Source organism: Staphylococcus auricularis (assembly GCF_001500315.1).
GTDB classification, from domain to species: domain Bacteria; phylum Bacillota; class Bacilli; order Staphylococcales; family Staphylococcaceae; genus Staphylococcus; species Staphylococcus auricularis.
In genome coordinates, this window is sequence record NZ_LLER01000002.1 from 133571 (window position 1) to 149447 (window position 15877).

The following is a 15877-nucleotide window of genomic DNA, read 5'->3' on the forward strand; positions in this document are numbered from 1 at the left end:
GTGTAAAATATTTTTTAATTTTAGGCAATGCGGTTTTCATTTAACAACATTCATAATATAGTTAACAATGTATGCAGATTTATTTTTATCATTTAGATTATGGAGGTGGCTTACGGTGACTAACAATAATGATACAAAATTATTGGATGATGAAGAGGTTTATAACAAATCGTTATTAGACCAACTTTTAAGCGAAAATAACATCGACGACTTCAGAGAAGAATTTTTGTCCATGCATACGTATGAACAAAGTGAATACTTTGAAGATAGTGATGATGAAGTACGCCAAGCAATATTCGAAGTACTATCTCCACAAGAAGTGGCAGAGTTCTTCGACCAATTGGAAATGGATGATGAAGCGTACGAGGAATTATTCGAGACGATCAACGCTAATTATGCGAGTAAAGTCTTAGAAGATATGTCGTACGATAATGCCGTGGACATTATGAACCATTTATCCAAGCAGAAAATAGTCAGCCTCTTAACTTTGATGAACCAAGAGGATAGTAAAGAAATCAAAGCATTGCTGCATTATGAAGAGGATACTGCCGGTGGTATTATGACAACCGAGTATATTTCTCTCAAATCAACAATGCCAGTTCGAGAAGCATTACTACAAGTTAAAGAACAAGCCCCTGATGCAGAGACAATCTATATGATTTATGCAATTAATGATGATAAGCAACTCGTCGGGGTACTCTCACTGAGAGATTTAATCACTGCAGAAAACGACGCATACATAGAAGATGTCATGCAAGAACGTGTAATCAGCGTGAATGTAGCGGATGACCAAGAAGACGTCGCTCAAAAAATGAGAGACTATGATTTCATCGCCATTCCTGTACTAGATTACCAAGATCACTTACTCGGGATCATCACCATCGATGATATCTTAGACGTTATGGATGAAGAGGCCAGCGAGGACTACTCTCGTTTAGCCGGTGTCTCAGACGTCGATGCAACGAATACATCTATTGTTAAAACATCTGCACAGCGTTTACCTTGGTTAATCGTGCTTACATTCTTAGGAATGATTACAGCGACGATTCTAGGTTCATTTGAAGAAACATTATCGCAAGTAGCATTACTTGCCGCCTTTATCCCAATCATCAGTGGGATGTCCGGGAACTCTGGTACACAGTCATTAGCGGTTTCTGTACGTAATATTTCTACAGGTGAAATCGATGAAAGAAGCAAGTTTAAAGTTGCGTTAAGAGAAGCGGGAAGCGGATTTTTGAGTGGTTTTGTTTGTGCGGTAATTTTATGTTTAATTATCATTGTTTTATATCGTGAACCTATCTTAGCACTGATAGTCGGTGGCAGTTTAACTGTCGCAATGACTGTAGGTACGCTAGTCGGTTCAATCATTCCACTCATTATGAATAAATTCAATATTGACCCTGCTGTTGCGAGTGGTCCGTTTATCACGACGATTAATGACATCGTCAGTATGTTAATTTATTTTGGTTTAGCGACCACGTTTATGTCTTATTTAGTATAGAGGGGTGACCTATGGAATTTGTATCGTTAGTCATTGTTGTATTAGCAGCGTTCTTTACGCCCATCATTGTAAATCGACTTAATATTACATTCATCCCTGTTGTCGTAGCAGAAATATTAATGGGTATTGTCATCGGTCATTCTTTCTTAGATCTCGTTGAGAAAGACAACGTATTAAATATTTTATCGACACTTGGTTTTATTTTCCTCATGTTCTTGAGCGGGTTAGAAATCGACTTTAAAGCATTTAAAAAAGATACGTCTAGTAAAGCAGAAGCGAGAGAGAAAAAATCGATGCCAGGTCATTTCCAACTTGCGCTCACTGTCTTCATGCTCATCATGATTATTTCCGTTCTTTTTGCGTATCTCTTCAAATGGTTTGGTTTAATCGATGATGTCTTATTAATGGTCATCATTATTTCTACTATCTCTCTAGGGGTGGTCGTACCTACCTTAAAAGAAATGAACATCATGCGCACGACGATTGGTCAGTTTATCTTACTCGTTGCAGTACTGGCTGACTTGGTGACGATGATCCTATTAACATTTTATGGTGCACTTAATGCGTCAGGCGGAGCGTCACTATGGTTAATCGGTATCCTTGGCGTGTTTACCGTCGTCTTTTACTTTATCGGCGGGCTGTTCAAAAAGGCGAAGTTTTTACATAAATTGATGGATGGCACGACGCAAATCGGCATCCGAGCTGTCTTTGCGTTGATCATCTTACTCGTGGCACTGGCAGAAGGTGTCGGTGCTGAAAATATCTTAGGTGCGTTCCTCGCAGGGGTTGTCGTTTCGTTACTTGGACCTGCAGAAGATATGGTGGAAAAATTAGACTCATTCGGTTATGGGTTCTTTATTCCTATCTTCTTCATCATGGTCGGTGTCGATTTAGATATACCTTCATTGATAAAAGAACCGAAATTACTATTGATCATTCCGATTTTAATGGTAGCATTTTTAATTTCTAAATTAATTCCTGTTTACTATATTAATCGCTGGTTTGATCACCGTACGACGATTGCATCTGGTTTTCTCTTAACATCTACGTTATCGCTCGTCATTGCATCAGCGAAAATTGCAGAACAATTAGGAACGATTTCTAGTGAAACATCTGGTATCTTAATCTTGAGTGCGGTCATTACTTGTGTGATCGTGCCGGTTGTATTTAAAAAATTATTCCCAATGCCAGAAGAAGCGACACGTCGGATTGAAGTCAGTTTAATCGGGAAAAATCAATTGACGATTCCCATAGCGCAAAATTTGTCTTCACAACTTTATGCGGTTTCACTGTATTTCCGTAATGATTTGAGTAAAACAAGGAATTTACCGGAAGATATCGATCTGATAGAAATTACAGATTATGATCCAGAAATGCTGACACGCTTAGGTCTGTTTGATCGAAATATCGTCGTTTGTTCAACGAATAATGATGAAATCAATAAAAATGTAGCTAAAATGGCTAAACAACAAGGTGTGAAACGCGTCATCTGTCGTCTAGAAGGGGACACTGAAGACCCTGAACTGCATAAAATGGGTGTTGAAATCTTCAGTAGCTATATGAGTAATAAGATCTTACTCAAAGGCTTAATTGAAACACCAAACATGTTGAACTTATTAAGCAATGTTGAGACATCACTTTACGAAATTGCGATGTTGAACCATCAATATGATCACATGCAGTTACGTCATTTCCCATTCGGTGGGGATATCATCTTCGTCAGAATTATACGCAACAATGAATCTATCGTTCCACACGGAGATACACAATTACGTTATCGCGACCGCTTGATTGTGACAGGTTCGAAAGAATATGTAGATGAATTGAAACGCGAATTAGAATTTTATTATTAATACTCATCTGTTGTTTCACACGGATTACAATAAATAAATTGTTTAAAGGCTTGTGACAATGTTAAAATAGCCGTGAATGAATTTTAAGTAAAGTTAAATAAAAGGAGTTCTCATATGTTTAGTTTAGAAGGAAAAACTTATGTCATTATGGGTATTGCGAATAAACGCAGTATCGGTTTTGGGGTTGCCAAAGTATTAGATCAATTAGGTGCGAAATTGGTATTTACTTATCGTAAAGATCGCAGCCGTAAAGAATTAGAAAAATTATTAGATCAACTTAATCAAGATGAACCGAAAATGTATCAAATCGATGTTCAAAAAGATGATGATGTCATCAATGGCTTTGCGAAAATCGGTGAAGAAGTAGGTCAAATCGATGGTGTTTATCACTCAATCGCATTTGCGAATGTGGAAGAATTACGTGGACGCTTCAGCGAGACTTCACGTGATGGTTTCTTATTAGCACAAGATATTAGTTCATTCTCACTCACTATCGTGGCACGTGAAGCTAGTAAAATCATGAAAGATGGCGGCAGTATCGTTGCTACAACTTATATTGGCGGGGAATATGCAATCCCAAGTTATAACGTGATGGGTATTGCGAAAGCGAGCTTAGAAGCTTGTGTGAAATACCTTGCATTAGATCTTGGACAAGATAACATCCGTGTCAATGCGATTTCAGCAGGTCCTATCCGTACATTGAGTGCCAAAGGTGTCGGTAACTTCAATTCAATCCTTAAAGAAATTGAACAACGCTCACCACTACAACGTAACGTAGACCAAGCAGAAGTAGGTAAAACTGCTGCATTCTTACTCAGCGACTTAGCAAGCGGTGTGACTGGCGAAAACATCCACGTTGATGCTGGTTTCCACGCAACAAAATAATAGATAATATACAGTGCTTAAGGAAGGAAACGAATGATGTGATGAGTTTCCTTCCTTTTTTACGTTTATACGAGTGAGCTATTTTAAACGTGCAATGACATGGTTTAACATAATGAATTGTTTAGAAGGAATGATGTGATGCAGTTACAAAACATACGAGATTATATGATACAAACGCTTTCTACTGATCAAACAGGGCATGATTTAACCCATATTCAAAGAGTTGAAAAAATCGCAGTGAAGCTTGCTGAAGCTGAACAGGTTGATGATGAAGGACTAGAAATTATCTTAGCTGCAGTATACTTGCATGATACAGTAGATGACAAAGTAGTGACAGATGTTGAAAGTGCCTTAGAGGAAGTAAAAGTATTATTACAAAAAGCGGGCGCATCTAATGAACATCAACAACAAATTATGGATATCATTTTAAACATGTCCTATGCCAAAAATTTAGATCATCCAAAAGCGCTCAGTCATTTAGGACAAATCGTGCAAGATGCGGATAGAATCGATGCATTAGGGGCAATTGGCATTGCACGCGCTTTTTACTATGGAGGGACGAAAGGGCATACATTGTATGATGAAACAACACCACGGTCATTAGATGAGCTTAATGAAAATAATTATCGAGATCGCGTGAGTGTAGTGAATCATTTTCACGAGAAGTTATTACATCTTGAAGATTCGATGAATACAGATATGGGGAAACGTATCGCTGCAGAAAGAACGGAAACGATGAGGACCTTTTTAAAAACCTTAAATGAAGAAATGAATGGAGAACGGTAAGATAATACGGTACTAGGGGATTCAAAAGCGCCGGGTATAGAGACGATAACAAAGAAAAGGCTATGACACTGAATGATATCAGTATCATAGCCTTTTTGTATGAGAGTGTTGCTAATCCTTCACATCACTGTTTGCTTTTTCAACAATCTGTTGTCGATAGTTAAAGATATTAACAACCACTGTTTTAATGACTGCATATAATGGTACAGCGACTAAGATGAGTACGAAGCCACCTAAGTTACCAGCAGCAAGTATCACTACAATAATTGTAAGTGGGTGAATGCTTAATGATTTACCCATAACATTTGGTGTGATGACGTTACCTTCAAGTTGTTGTGCAATTAATGTAATGATACATACCCATATAAACGTTGCAGGACTTTGGATGATTGCGATAATCGCAGCTGGTGCGAATGCCATCCATGGTCCTAAGAACGGAATCATGTTAGCGACACATGCGAACATGACGAGGAGTAATGTGTAGTTCAAGCCAACAATTGTATATCCTATGTAGAGAATGATACCTAGGATAATACTTACTGTAACTTGGCCTTGGATGTAAGATTTTAATGTGTGGTCTAAGTCTTTTAATAAACGTGTAACAAAGACTTTTCTTTCTCCTTTAAATAGACGAGCGATGAACGGGATGAAACGTTCATGGTCTTTAAGCATATAAATTAAGAAGAAAGGCACCATAATCAGTAAGAATAATGTTGAAATGAACGAAGTCACATATCCTACTGAATTAGATAGAATGTCCATCACGTTGTTACTCAATGATTTGATCACGCTATGGATACGTTCAGTTACTTCATTTGGTAAACGATCCATTTGATTTAACACGAGTTGAACGAGATGTTGAATTTCACTTTGAAGTGCTGGGATGTGTCTGATCAAGTTCTCAATTTGTTCGTAAATCAATGGTCCGATGATACCGATAACGATGCCACCGAGGATGATTAAACCAACAAAGATTAGCGAGATACTGCCCCATCTCGGCACTTTGTGTTTTTCAAGTATCTTTTGGAATGGTAAGCAGATATAGAATAAGAATCCGCTTAATAATAATGGTAGTAACACGGATTGTAAAATAATTACAAACGGGATAAAGACTTCATGTACTTCCATTATTAATTTAATCAGTAGGAATAAAATTAATAATGCGATCCCCGCGCGGAACCAAACCTTTTTCAGCATAGAAGCGCTCCTCCTATTGTAATTTTATATATTACAACATAGTCAAGTATATCTTAAATACGCTGTGAACAAAAGTTTAAAATAAGGAATAATTTTATTTAGATATGCGCGACTCTTTGATTTATAAAAACTTATCTGTTTTTAGCTATGTAAATAGATTGTGGGTTGTATTACTGAATCAAATCATACTACATAACTATATATTATTATTAAATAAAAGAAACAAAGGATAAAATAAAAAAATGCATTGTACGGAACTTGAAGTTTGTGTATAATGATAGAAAATTCTTAATCTTTATTTGGTATATTAAAGGGGGAAGTTTTATGTTAGAGAATGTCGTAGCATGGCTGAATGAAATTGTGTGGAGTAAACCACTCGTATTCGGCCTATTAATTACCGGTACTTTGTTCACATGGATGATGCGATTCTTCCAGGTGAGGCATTTTAAAGAAATGATCCGTCTCATGTTTCAAGGGGAAAAATCACCTACAGGGATCTCGAGTTTGCAAGCGATTGCACTGTCTTTAGCTGGTCGTGTCGGAACAGGTAATATCGTCGGTGTTTCTACAGCAATCTTCATAGGAGGACCTGGGGCGATTTTCTGGATGTGGGTCGTTGCGTTTCTTGGGGCGAGTAGTGCCTTCATCGAATCGACGTTGGGTCAGATCTTCAAGCGTGAAGAGCGTGGAGAGTACCGTGGTGGACCTGCATTTTACATCGAATATGGGATCAAAGGTCGCTTAGGCCGTATTTATGGTATTATCTTTGCGATTGTGACGGTTATTTCAGTAGGATTATTATTACCTGGGGTACAGTCTAATGCGATTGCAAGTTCTATGAAAAATGCATTCCAAATTGAACCTTGGATTGTCGCGGTTATCTTAGCAATCTTACTTGCGTTAATCATTTTTGGTGGGGTTAAATCGATAGCGAACGTTGCCACTGCAGTTGTACCTTTTATGGCGATTATTTACATCATTATGGCACTCGTTATCATTGTTTTACATATCGACCAAGTTCCGGCGTTATTTGCACTGATTTTTAAATCTGCGTTTGGTATGGAAGCCGCATTCGGTGGTATCTTCGGTGCAATGATTGAAATCGGTGTGAAACGTGGATTATATTCTAATGAAGCAGGACAAGGAACGGGTCCACATGCTGCTGCAGCTGCTGAAGTCTCTCACCCAGCTAAACAAGGTCTGGTACAAGCCTTTTCGGTTTATGTAGATACATTATTTGTTTGTACAGCCACTGCGTTAATTATTTTAATTTCTGGTACTTACAATGTGACAGATGGTGGTACAGATGCGAAAGGTAATCCAACTTTACTGAAAGATAACGGAATATTCGTACAAATGTCTGAAGGCGGTAGAGATTATTCAGGTACTGCGATGTATGCACAAGCAGGTATCGATAAAGCATTCCAAGGTAGCCACTATCACTTTGATCCGACATTCTCTGGCCTCGGTTCTTATTTCATTGCGATTGCGTTGTTCTTCTTCGCATTTACAACAATCCTTGCGTACTATTACATTACAGAAACGAACATTGCATATTTAACACGTAGCGCGTCTAAAGGAACAACAAAACTATGGATCAATATCACGCGTTTACTTCTCATCTTTGCGGCGGTATATGGGGCAGTAAAAACAGCTGACTTAGCTTGGAGCATGGGTGACCTAGGTGTAGGTATGATGGCTTGGTTAAACATTATCGCAATTTGGATACTATGCAAACCAGCTTTAAGTGCGTTACGTGATTATGAAAAGCAGAAAAAATCATTGGGTTCAGGTCGATATGCGATTTATAAACCGAATCCGGCTGAATTACCCAATGCGGTATTTTGGTTAAAAGATTATCCTGCACGCTTAAAAGCTGAAAAATTTAATTCAGAAGAGAAACACTAAACGAAACACAATGACATACGTTTAAAATCAATGCGTCTCTTGGTACAATAAAGAAAAAGTACGAGGGGGCGCATTTTGTGACAACATTTAAACCAGGAGAGGTCACTCGAGTTAATTTTACCAGTGACATATTAAACAGGGATATTACGTTATCTATTTATTTACCGAAAGATTATTCAGCGCTCCGTCAATATAAAATCATCTTTTGTTTTGATGGTCGTGATTTTTTCAGCTTTGGTCAAATTCATCGAAAATATGAGAAGTTGCGGCAAACGAAAAGGATAGATGATGCGATATTTGTGGGTTTTCATTATGAATCGGTCGATAAACGACGTGAAGAATTTCATCCTCAGGGAGATAAAGCACCACTCACTGTTAAGACCATGGCGCAAGAACTGTTACCTTATGTCGAAGCACAATTTCCAACTTACCATTTAGCGAATAGTCGTATTTTACTCGGAGATAGTTTAGCAGGGAGTATTGCATTGTTGACTGCGTTATCGTATCCACGTATATTCAGCCAAGTCGGTGTGTTGAGTCCTCAACATGACGACGTCCTCACGCAATTGCTTGATCGCTGTCAATTCAAATCGAATCTCACGATATGGCAAGCAGTAGGAAAGGAAGAAAGTGACTTTGCTCTACCTACAACTGGAAAACGTGCCGACTTTCTAACACCAAATCGCACGTTACATGAACACATTGCAGCGACAGAAATTACCCATCATTATGAGGAGTTTGAAGGCGGTCATAGATGGAAGTCATGGCAGGGGATACTCGATGATTTATTGTTGTATTTCCTAAGTGATGAACACGCATAAATTGTGAAATGCAAAGTTATCGTCATAAATACGATTAAAAGTGACGAAGTTATTTGAATTTTGATATAATAGTAATATGTTAAACAAAGGAGGAGTTACAATGAAGTTAGGATTAGCATTATTACCATCTCAACCATTTCAAGATGAAGTGAATGCTTACCGTAAACGTTATGATTCTCACTATGCTCAAATCTTACCGCATGTGACAATTAAAAGTAGTTTTGAGATTCAAGACTCTGAATTAGATCAAGTAAAAGAAACGATTCAATCTAAAGTGGAAGGGATCCCCGCTGTAGATATACATGCCACAAAAGCGTCAAGCTTTGCTCCAACGAACAATGTGATTTATTTTAAAGTAGAAAAAACAGAAGCGTTGGAACAATTATTTGACCAGTTCAACAACGGTGACTTCTACGGTAAACCAGAACATCCTTTTGTACCACATTTTACAATCGTTCAAGGTTTAACAAGCCAAGAATTCGAAGATGTTTACGGACAAGTTAAACTCGCAGGTGTCGATATCAAAGAAACAGTGGATACATTATCACTCTTATCATTTGATGAAGAAGCAGACAAATGGGACGTCATTGATACGTACAAACTAGGTTGAGCTTCCATCAAGTCATTCAAGATTCACTGTTCAGTCAAACGGACGTAACAAACAAAAATGGTGTGATGTGCTTGTAACTAAAGCACGTCACACCATTTATATTTTTCAAGAGACATTTATTTTGTGCTTGGTTTACCATTTTTGAAGAAATAAACCCCATAGAATATTGCGAGAAAGACGAACACGAGGGCAGAGAAATAAAACGTATTATTGACACTTCCTGTGAGATCAGAAAGCGGTCCGCCGACTAATGGTCCAAGCATTGAACCGAATCCTTGAATACTGTTGAAAATGCCCCATGTTTCTTCTTGTTCGGCTGGGTCAATATGACTTGCCATAAAGGTGTTCCATGCAGGTAGTAACAAACCATACATTAAACCGATAAAAATGGCTAAGCCCCATACGACATATATATTCGTGATAATTGAGAGTGCAAAAATCATCACCGCATACATAATGAAGCCGCCAAAAATCATGCTGTACATAAACACTTTCCCATTGTGGTCGATCATTTTTGATAAGAACAACATCGCAAACGCACATCCAATACCTCCGATGACGAGTGCAATCGTATATTCTACCGTGGAGACACCAACTGTTTTGGTCGCATATGTAGGTAAGATTGGTACAAGGGCAGTAATAGATGCCCCTTGTAATAAAATACCAGGGAAGAGAATCATGTGACGTTTGGTAACGTTCACGATTTGACTCAGCTGTTCACGCACAGGTTTCGTTTGATAGTTTGTGAGTCGCACCTTCACGAAATAGAATAATATCCATGCCATTAAGACGACTAAGGACATTAAGAATGTGAAGCGTGTCGGATGGAATTTGAATAATAAGTTCATTAATACCATACCGAAGAGGAGACCGGTCAACCATGAGAAGTACACATAGCCCATCTCTTTACCACGTCTCACCTCATCCACACTTGCGAGCATGATGACCCATATTGGGCTCACGGCAATACCGAGCACAATGGCGCTAACGAGTAACACAATCGGATTCGTCGGCATCCAAATGACTAAGAATAAACTTACAAAAGCGAGCAAGAACCCGAGTGTTAAAACGAGTTTCGCACCGAGACGTTTAAGTAAGAACCCGATAACAAAGTTGGTCGCAGCATCTGAGATAAAGTGTAACGAAATGGCTACCGATGTGACGCTCACTGCAATGGAAGTTGCAGTCGGTAAGATAGATAAATAACTTAAGATAAACATTCCACGTCCGAATTCCATTAAGAATAAGATGACGAGCATGATAATAAAAGTTCGATTTGATCTATGATTTAACGAAGAGCTTTGCATATAAAGGTACCTTTCCATAAACTTTTTCACTCGCACCAGAATGATACAATAAGTCGAGTAAATCTCTACAAAGTTTATAAGTTGTATACTGAATTCTTGCTTCTGTCATATTTTGTGTCATGCGGTTTAAGTGATCCATATCGTTGATCAAATCTCCGACAATCGCTATTGCTTCAGTTGCGTTTTGAGCAATTTTCCCAAAGTTTTTATCCTCGAAGTAGTGCGCATTTTCCAACTCTTGACCGGGTGCAGGATCTAAGAAGACGAGTGGAATACGACGTGTGAGCGCCTCTGAAATTGTGATACCGCCTGGTTTTGTGATCATCAGTTCACTAGAAGCCATCCATTCGTTCATATCGTTTGTATAACCAAGGATGAGCACATTATCATAATCCTTAAATTGTGTTGAAAGTGTGCGTTTAAGTTTTTTATTACGTCCGCATATCATGACTACTTGTGCATGTGGACTACGTAATAGGATGTCGTTGATCATTTCATCGAATCCTTTAGAGACGCCAAATGCACCGGCTGACATGAGAATGGTAGGTTTGTTTGGATCGAGTTGGTTTTGCGTGAGCCAAGCAGTTCGATCGATATCTTCTTCAAATTTATCTGAAATGGGAATCCCAGTCACTTTTAATTTTTCTCTAGGGACCCCTGCAGCTACGAATTCATCTCTAAGGTCATTGGTAGCGAGATAATATCTTTCAGATTGAGGGGTAATCCAGTTTTTGTGCAATCTATAATCTGTCATCACTGTCGCAATCGGGATGTTAATGTTAAATTGTTCTGTTAACACTGACATTACCGGCGTAGGGAATGTGAGCAAGATCAAGTCTGGTTTTTCTTTTAATAACAGATTGATTAACTTATTGAGTCCATAGTATTTGTAGAAACACTTGTCTAATTTGTCAGGACGACTGTAGTAAAAGTTTTTGTACATATTTCTAAAGTATTTAAAACTATTGATGTACCATTTTTTACAGATAGACGTTAAGATAGGGTGTGCCTCTAAAAATAAATCGTTTTCAATCACAGATAGATTGCTGATATTCATTTCATTCAATTGATTTACGATACTGTGTGTTACTTGCAAATGGCCATTGCCAAATGAACCAGTAATAATGAGTATTTTTTTATTTTGAGTAACCATAGAGATGAAGTCACCCTCCAGTATTTTTGTTACACGCCTCGTAAGTGTAACTTATTTTATTAGCATGTGGAAGCAATAATATCGGAACTCACGCATGATACTGTTTTATGATATGGTTATATATGTTTCATATTAAATGCAAATGAAAGTATATAAATAACTATCACTTCAAGGTTATCTTAACACTTAATGACAGGATTGTAATGAAGTTTACCCTCATTTCATAAATATTAAATAAAATTTTAACATTGAAATCATCTTAAGTTAATAAAATACATATAAATAAGTAGAAAATAAAGTGAAGCTATCTACAATTTTTCATTTTCAAAGTCGGAAGCTTCAATATAATGAAACAAAAATATTTATGGAGATAAAATGACATAGTTGAATGATGTTAACCATCTAGAAAAACGTGTATAATAGAACTATTGAGAAAAAGGAGCGTTCACTGTTGAAAGCAAACGAATTATTTAGCAAAATCAAAGTCAAACAAGTCATTGGTTCATTAGATAAAGAAGTTAATGATATTACAACGGATTCACGTACCGCTGAAGCAGGTAGCATATTTGTTGCTTCTGTAGGCTATACGGTGGATAGTCATCAATTTTGTCAACAAGTCGCAGATGCGGGTTGTGAGATTGTTGTCGTGAATCAAGCGCAAGATTTAAACAGTGACATCACACAAGTTGTTGTTCCGGATACTTTACGTGTAGCGAGCTTGCTTGTAAATGAATTATACCATTATCCAAGTCAACAGCTCGTGACTTATGGCGTAACTGGAACGAACGGGAAAACATCTATTGCGACAATGATCCATAACATTCATAGAAGAATGAATAAAGGAAGTGCCTATCTCGGTACGAATGGCTTCCAAATTAATGAAGAGAAATCAAAAGGTGTGAATACGACACCTGAAACTGTCACATTGACGAAGAAAATCAATCAAGCCGTTGAGCAAGGTGCAGAAGCGATGACGTTAGAAGTTTCAAGTCATGGTTTATCACTTGGTCGTTTACGCGGTGTTGAGTTCGATGTAGCTATCTTTTCAAATCTAACGAAAGACCATCTCGATTTCCATGGCAGCATGGAAGCGTATGGTCATGCGAAATCATTGTTATTTAGTCAACTGGGTGAAGATTTAAGTAAGGATAAAGAGGTCGTGTTAAATAATGATGACCCATTTTCAGAGTATTTAGCATCAGTCACACCCTATGAAGTGTTAACGTATGGCATCGATCATGAGGCACAATTTACAGCACAAAATATCGATGAGTCTTTACAAGGTGTCGCATTTGATTTTGTCACACCTGAAGGCACGTATCATGTCCAATCACCGTACATAGGTAAATTTAATATTTCTAATTTAATGGCTGCGATGATTGCAATATGGAGTAAAGGCGTTTCATTTGAAGCCATCATTAAAGCGGTAGAATCAGCTGAACCTGTAGAAGGTCGTCTAGAAGTGTTAGATCGAAACTTACCGATCGATTTAATCATTGATTACGCCCATACTGCGGACGGCATGAAGAAACTGATTGAAGCTGTGAAACCTTTTGTAAAACAAAAACTCATCTTCCTCGTCGGTATGGCAGGGGAACGCGATATGTCGAAAACACAAGAAATGGGTCAAGTTGCTTGTCAGGCAGACTACGTTATTTTCACGCCTGATAATCCAGCGAATGACGATCCAAAAATGTTAACGGCTGAGTTAGCGAAAGGTGCGACACATGATCAATATGTAGAATTTGAAGATCGTGCTGAAGGGATTCGTCATGCAATTGAAGTATCTGAACCAGGAGATACAGTTGTCTTAGCTTCAAAAGGTAGAGAACCTTATCAAATCATGCCTGGGCATGTTAAAGTACCGCATAGAGATGATTTAATCGGATTAGAAGCGGCTTATCAAAAATACGGTGGTGGCCCGGTTGAAGATTAGGGCGTTACCTGATGCATTTAATCATGCACGTACGTACATGATGCATCATCCGGACGCACATGTTTATCTGATCGCTATACCTGATTTTGAATGGTCTATAGAATTAGCGGAGGATGCATCTCAAAATGACGTAGAAGAAACACTTGTATTGCATTTATTTAGTGAAATGGATGAACCACAAGCAACGTTGCTTGCCTCTTATATAAGTAATTGGATATTTGAAGACAAAGGAGCAAATGAATGAGTATTAATAATGAAATAGAATCAAGAAAAACATTTGCGATTATTTCCCACCCGGATGCGGGGAAAACCACTTTAACTGAAAAGCTACTACTCTTCGGTGGAGCGATTCGTGAAGCAGGTACAGTTAAAGGGAAGAAAACAGGAAAATTCGCAACAAGTGACTGGATGAAAGTAGAACAAGAACGTGGGATCTCTGTGACGAGTTCAGTGATGCAGTTTGATTATGACAACTATCACATTAATATTTTAGATACACCGGGGCACGAAGATTTCTCCGAAGATACGTATCGTACGTTAATGGCTGTAGACAGTGCAGTGATGGTGATCGACTGTGCAAAAGGGATCGAACCCCAAACACTTAAACTATTCAAAGTATGTAAAATGCGTGGCATTCCAATCTTTACTTTCATCAACAAATTAGACCGTGTCGGTAAAGAACCATTTGAATTATTAAATGAAATTGAAGAAACGCTTAATATCGATACTTATCCGATGAACTGGCCGATCGGTATGGGGCAAAGTTTCTTCGGTATTATCGATCGCGCTTCTAAAACAATTGAACCTTTTAGAGATGAAGAAAATATCCTTCATTTAAATGACGATTTTGAATTAGAAGAAGATCATGAAATCAAACAAGATAGTGCGTTTGAACAAGCGATTGAAGAATTGATGCTTGTAGATGAAGCGGGTGAGAAATTCGATAACGATGCTTTACTCAATGGGGAACTCACACCTGTATTCTTCGGTTCTGCATTGGCTAATTTCGGTGTAGAAAACTTCTTAAATGTTTATGTGGATTATGCACCGATGCCAAGTGCTCGTCAGACAAATGAAGATGTTGAAGTCAGCCCGTTCAGTCCAGATTTCTCTGGTTTTATCTTTAAAATTCAAGCGAACATGGATCCTAAACACCGTGACCGTATTGCATTCATGCGTGTCGTGAGTGGGGAATTTGAACGCGGTATGGATGTCCAGCTTCAACGCACGAAGAAAAAACAAAAAATCACACGCTCAACCTCGTTTATGGCAGATGATAAAGAAACAGTGAACCGGGCCGTTGCCGGTGATATCGTCGGACTATACGATACAGGGAACTATCAAATCGGCGATACGCTCGTGAACGGTAATCAAAAATTCAGCTTCCAAGATCTGCCACAATTCACACCGGAAATCTTTATGAAAGTTTCAGCTAAAAATGTCATGAAACAAAAACATTTCCACAAAGGGATTGAACAACTCGTACAAGAAGGTGCAATTCAGTACTATAAAACCCTTCACACGAACCAAATTATCTTAGGTGCAGTGGGGCAACTTCAATTTGAAGTATTTGAACATCGCATGAAGAACGAATATAACGTAGATATCGTGATGGAACCCGTGGGTCAAAAAATTGCACGCTGGGTTGAAAATGAGGAAGATATTCAAGATAAGATGAATACGTCACGCTCTATACTTGTTAAAGACCGTTACGATCATTTATTATTCTTGTTTGAAAATGAATTTGCTACACGCTGGTTTGAAGATAAATTCCCTGAAATCAAGCTATATAGTTTGTTATAAGGATTGAGATTGTGTATAATACAATCAAAATAAAATACCTGTGACTAACATAGTCAGAGGGGAGTAACTTATCTGTTCAATTGATTGATCATCCACATTTGATTAGGACAGAATCTC

Annotated in this window: 13 protein-coding genes; 10 read left to right on the top strand and 3 right to left on the bottom strand. The window is 38.1% G+C overall.

The genetic code is table 11. From position 1 onward, the window contains the following. Positions 1–115 precede the first annotated feature (115 nt). The 4 genes from mgtE (at position 116) to APS80_RS01330 (ending at position 5025) form a co-directional block, all read left to right on the top strand. A complete protein-coding gene (mgtE, locus tag APS80_RS01315) occupies positions 116–1501 on the top strand; it encodes a magnesium transporter (protein WP_059106479.1) in 1386 nt (461 codons plus the stop codon). Between the two features lie 11 nt (positions 1502–1512). After that, positions 1513–3354, top strand: a complete 1842-nt coding sequence (locus APS80_RS01320) for a monovalent cation:proton antiporter family protein (protein WP_059106480.1) — start codon at positions 1513–1515, stop codon at positions 3352–3354. A 114-nt stretch (positions 3355–3468) separates the two neighbouring features. Then, positions 3469–4239 carry an enoyl-ACP reductase FabI gene (gene fabI, locus APS80_RS01325; protein ID WP_059106481.1) on the top strand — a complete coding sequence of 257 codons (771 nt, stop codon included), beginning with the start codon at positions 3469–3471 and terminating at the stop codon, positions 4237–4239. Positions 4240–4404: 165 nt separating this feature from the next. Further along, positions 4405–5025, top strand: a complete 621-nt coding sequence (locus APS80_RS01330) for an HD domain-containing protein (RefSeq protein WP_169791244.1) — start codon at positions 4405–4407, stop codon at positions 5023–5025. 111 nt (positions 5026–5136) lie between these two features. On the opposite strand, the gene cozEa is transcribed toward APS80_RS01330, so the two are convergent. Further along, positions 5137–6222: a lipoteichoic acid biosynthesis protein CozEa gene (gene cozEa / locus APS80_RS01335; protein WP_059106483.1), complete on the bottom strand. Its 1086-nt coding sequence runs from the start codon at positions 6220–6222 to the stop codon at positions 5137–5139. A 324-nt stretch (positions 6223–6546) separates the two neighbouring features. Between cozEa and APS80_RS01340 the strand changes: the two genes are divergently transcribed. The 3 genes from APS80_RS01340 (at position 6547) to APS80_RS01350 (ending at position 9561) form a co-directional block, all read left to right on the top strand. After that, positions 6547–8130 carry an alanine/glycine:cation symporter family protein gene (locus tag APS80_RS01340; protein WP_059106484.1) on the top strand — a complete coding sequence of 528 codons (1584 nt, stop codon included), beginning with the start codon at positions 6547–6549 and terminating at the stop codon, positions 8128–8130. Positions 8131–8207: 77 nt separating this feature from the next. Continuing rightward, positions 8208–8951: an esterase family protein gene (locus tag APS80_RS01345; RefSeq protein ID WP_059106485.1), complete on the top strand. Its 744-nt coding sequence runs from the start codon at positions 8208–8210 to the stop codon at positions 8949–8951. A 100-nt stretch (positions 8952–9051) separates the two neighbouring features. After that, complete coding sequence (locus APS80_RS01350) at positions 9052–9561, top strand: YjcG family protein (protein WP_059106486.1); 510 nt, start codon at positions 9052–9054, stop codon at positions 9559–9561. Between the two features lie 116 nt (positions 9562–9677). Here APS80_RS01350 and ltaA read toward each other — a convergent pair whose 3' ends face one another. Together ltaA and APS80_RS01360 are read right to left on the bottom strand one after the other, a co-directional pair. Then, positions 9678–10868, bottom strand: coding sequence for a lipoteichoic acid biosynthesis MFS flippase LtaA (gene ltaA / locus APS80_RS01355; RefSeq protein WP_059106487.1), 1191 nt, complete (start codon positions 10866–10868; stop codon positions 9678–9680). Further along, on the bottom strand, positions 10843–12021 hold the full coding sequence (locus tag APS80_RS01360) for a diglucosyl diacylglycerol synthase (RefSeq protein WP_059106488.1): 1179 nt from the start codon (positions 12019–12021) through the stop codon (positions 10843–10845). Before APS80_RS01360 ends, ltaA begins: the two co-directional genes overlap by 26 nt. 451 nt (positions 12022–12472) lie before the next feature. On the opposite strand from APS80_RS01360, the gene APS80_RS01365 reads away from it, so the two are divergent. From APS80_RS01365 to APS80_RS01375, 3 genes are read left to right on the top strand one after another with little or no spacing between them, the layout of a single operon-like run. Then, positions 12473–13957, top strand: a complete 1485-nt coding sequence (locus APS80_RS01365; protein WP_059106489.1) for a UDP-N-acetylmuramoyl-L-alanyl-D-glutamate--L-lysine ligase — start codon at positions 12473–12475, stop codon at positions 13955–13957. Further along, a complete protein-coding gene (locus tag APS80_RS01370) occupies positions 13947–14201 on the top strand; it encodes a YueH family protein (RefSeq protein ID WP_059106490.1) in 255 nt (84 codons plus the stop codon). Before APS80_RS01365 ends, APS80_RS01370 begins: the two co-directional genes overlap by 11 nt. Continuing rightward, the gene (locus APS80_RS01375; protein ID WP_059106491.1) at positions 14198–15760 is read left to right on the top strand and encodes a peptide chain release factor 3; all 1563 of its coding nucleotides are present in this window, start codon (positions 14198–14200) and stop codon (positions 15758–15760) included. Before APS80_RS01370 ends, APS80_RS01375 begins: the two co-directional genes overlap by 4 nt. The last annotated feature ends 117 nt before the right edge of the window (positions 15761–15877 follow it).